Raw genomic sequence first — 2,428 nt, 5'->3', positions numbered from 1 at the left:
AACAGTTGGTCGGATTCTTCCAAAACGATGTTACAGGTTTTGATGGCACGGGTCAGAACGGAGGTAAAGGCGATGTCAAACTCATAGCCTTTCTCTTTCAGCTTTTTACCTGCTGCTGCGGCTTCTGCCAAACCTTGTTCGCTCAGCTTGACGTCGCGCCAGCCGGTGAAAAGGTTTTTCGCGTTCCATTCGCTTTGTCCGTGACGGATGAATACTAATTCCATGATAGTTTGCTCCAATGAAGTTTGGGGAAGGGTATTTATATCACACTTTGCCGCCACGCTGATAACACCGGCGGTTTCTTTTGATATGTTGCAAGTTTGCTTCTAGTCTTCAGACGGCCTTGTCGGAAGGTAAACGTCAAAACGCGTGCTTTTGCCTGTGTATTGATAAGCAGGTTTGCGCCCATCGAGAAACTCGCCCAAGCGCGGGCGTTTGACGACAATGCGCTTTTTGGCGGTATTCAATGCAGCGTCCAACAATTCGGCTTCGTCTTGTGCCGCGCCGACCAAATCGTGAAAGTAAGCCATTTCTTTTTTCACGGCGGCGGTTTTGCGACGCTCCGGATACATCGGGTCAAGGTACACTACATCGGGTCTGCCTTTTTGCGCGGCCAATTCCTGCATTAAATCAACGGCATTGCCGAAGTGCAAAGTAATTCGCTGGGCAATCTCCCGTGCCTCTTCACTTTGCCCTGCCCTATTGAGGCCGTCTGAAAGTAGACAGGCAACGGCAGGATTTTGTTCAAAAGTGTGTACCTTCAAACCCAACGAGGCAAGCACAAAACTGTCGCGCCCCAGTCCGCCGGTAGCATCCCAGACAGTCGGTTGCGCAGTATGGTTGACTGCTTTGGCAATCAACTCGCCTCCACCTTTAGTGCGCCGATAATGGGCGGCACCGCCATCAAAATCAACGCGGACACGGCCTTTTTCACCGGCGCGGCACAAACTGATGCCGCTTTCGTCAGCGATAAGGAAACTGCCTTCTTCAGGCTGCCGGTCGATAACGGTCAGCCCGAACGGCGCGGCAAGGCTGCGAAGTTCGGCAGATGAGGTTTCGTCAAAATAAATCTTGTACATGATGCCCATGTTTCAGACGGCCTTGAAAACTCAGGCCGTCTGAACGTTTTAATTGATGTCCAAGCGTTCCATGCGGTAGCGCATAGAGCGGAAGCTGATGCCCAAAAGCTTGGCGGCTTGGGTACGGTTGTAACGGGTTTGCTGCAAAGCCTGCTCGATGATGCTGCGTTCCACTTGATCGAGGTAATCCTGTATCTGCATGGTACGCGGATCAAACGGCAGAATGGGGCTGTGATTGAGCGTAGTTTCGCGCGCGTCAGGTTCGGCAATATCGTCAAAGGAGAAGCCGCTGCGTTCAGCCTTAATCTGTGGGGCGTTTTGAATCTGCAAGTCGTCCACTTGTATCACTTGACCGACCGTCAACGCAACGGCGCGCTCGAGGATGTTTTCCAATTCGCGGAAGTTGCCGGGATAGCTGTAATGCAACAGGGCTTCTTGGGCTTTCGGGCTGAGTTTGTAGGTTTGATTGCCGTGACGGTGTTTGTACAGCAGATACAAAATCAGCGCGCCCAAGTCTTCGCGCATTTCGCGCAAAGGCGGCATGTGCAGGGTGACAACGTTGAGGCGGTAATACAAGTCCTGACGGAATGCGCCGCTTTCGACCAAAGCTTCGAGGTTTTTGTGAGTTGCACAAATAATGCGCACATCTACAAAGGTTTCCCGCGCATCGCCGATACGGCGCACGGCTTTTTCTTGAATGGCGCGCAGGAGTTTGACCTGCATGGCAAGCGGCAAATCGGCAACTTCGTCAAGGAACAAAGTGCCGCCGTCAGCGTGTTGGAAAAAACCTAAACGGTCTTGATCCGCGCCGGTAAAGCTGCCTTTTTTGTAACCGAAAAATTCGCTTTCCATCAGGTTTTCAGGAATGGCACCGCAGTTGACGGCAATAAACGGTTTGTCGGCACGGTCGGACAGCTCGTGAATCGTGCGCGCCGCCTGCTCTTTACCCGTACCGGACTCACCGGAAATATAAACGGGAACAAGGCTGTGGGCCAATCTGCGAATCAGGTGGCGTACTTCGACCATTTGCGGCGAAGTACCCAACAGGCGCGGCATATCGCCCTCGCCTTCCAATATAGGTGCGTCTTGTTGCAGAGCAGGATTGATGCTGCCTGCCGAAAAACGCTCTTTTAAGGAATTGAGCCCTTCCGGAACAGTCAAAGGCCGGTTAAATTCGCTCTGTACGCTCTTAGGAGGCGTAACGATAGGCTTGGCCGGTTGAGGTTCGGGTTTATACAGGGCGGCAGAAACAGGCGCAGGCTGCGATTTGACTTTTTCAGACGGCGTGGGTTCGGCAGTATTGTCTGAAACCGACACTGCCGATTTAACCAATGAACGCAACTGCGACA

Annotated in this window: 3 protein-coding genes; all 3 read right to left on the bottom strand. The window is 52.5% G+C overall.

Translation table 11 applies throughout. The annotated features are described in order from the left end of the window. Window positions 1-224, bottom strand: a 224-nt coding sequence (locus tag ACTHSP_RS19670) for a 2,3-bisphosphoglycerate-dependent phosphoglycerate mutase (RefSeq protein WP_440346741.1), incomplete at its 3' end; no start/stop codon positions are given. Window positions 225-326: 102 nt separating this feature from the next. Next, entirely contained in the window at window positions 327-1,079 is a 753-nt protein-coding gene (locus ACTHSP_RS19665) for a class I SAM-dependent methyltransferase (protein ID WP_440346742.1), read from the bottom strand. 48 nt (window positions 1,080-1,127) lie between these two features. After that, a partial coding sequence (locus ACTHSP_RS19660; RefSeq protein ID WP_440346740.1) for a sigma-54 interaction domain-containing protein occupies window positions 1,128-2,428 on the bottom strand: 1,301 nt, incomplete at its 5' end.

The organism is Neisseria sp. P0001.S005 (assembly GCF_051963715.1).
This window is presented reverse-complemented; position numbering and strand designations above follow the sequence as displayed.

Bases quoted from the DNA above. Each gene is read 5' to 3' on its own strand.
- ACTHSP_RS19665 (WP_440346742.1), bottom strand. From the start codon at position 1,079: ATGTACAAGATTTATTTTGACGAAACCTCATCTGCCGAACTTCGCAGC.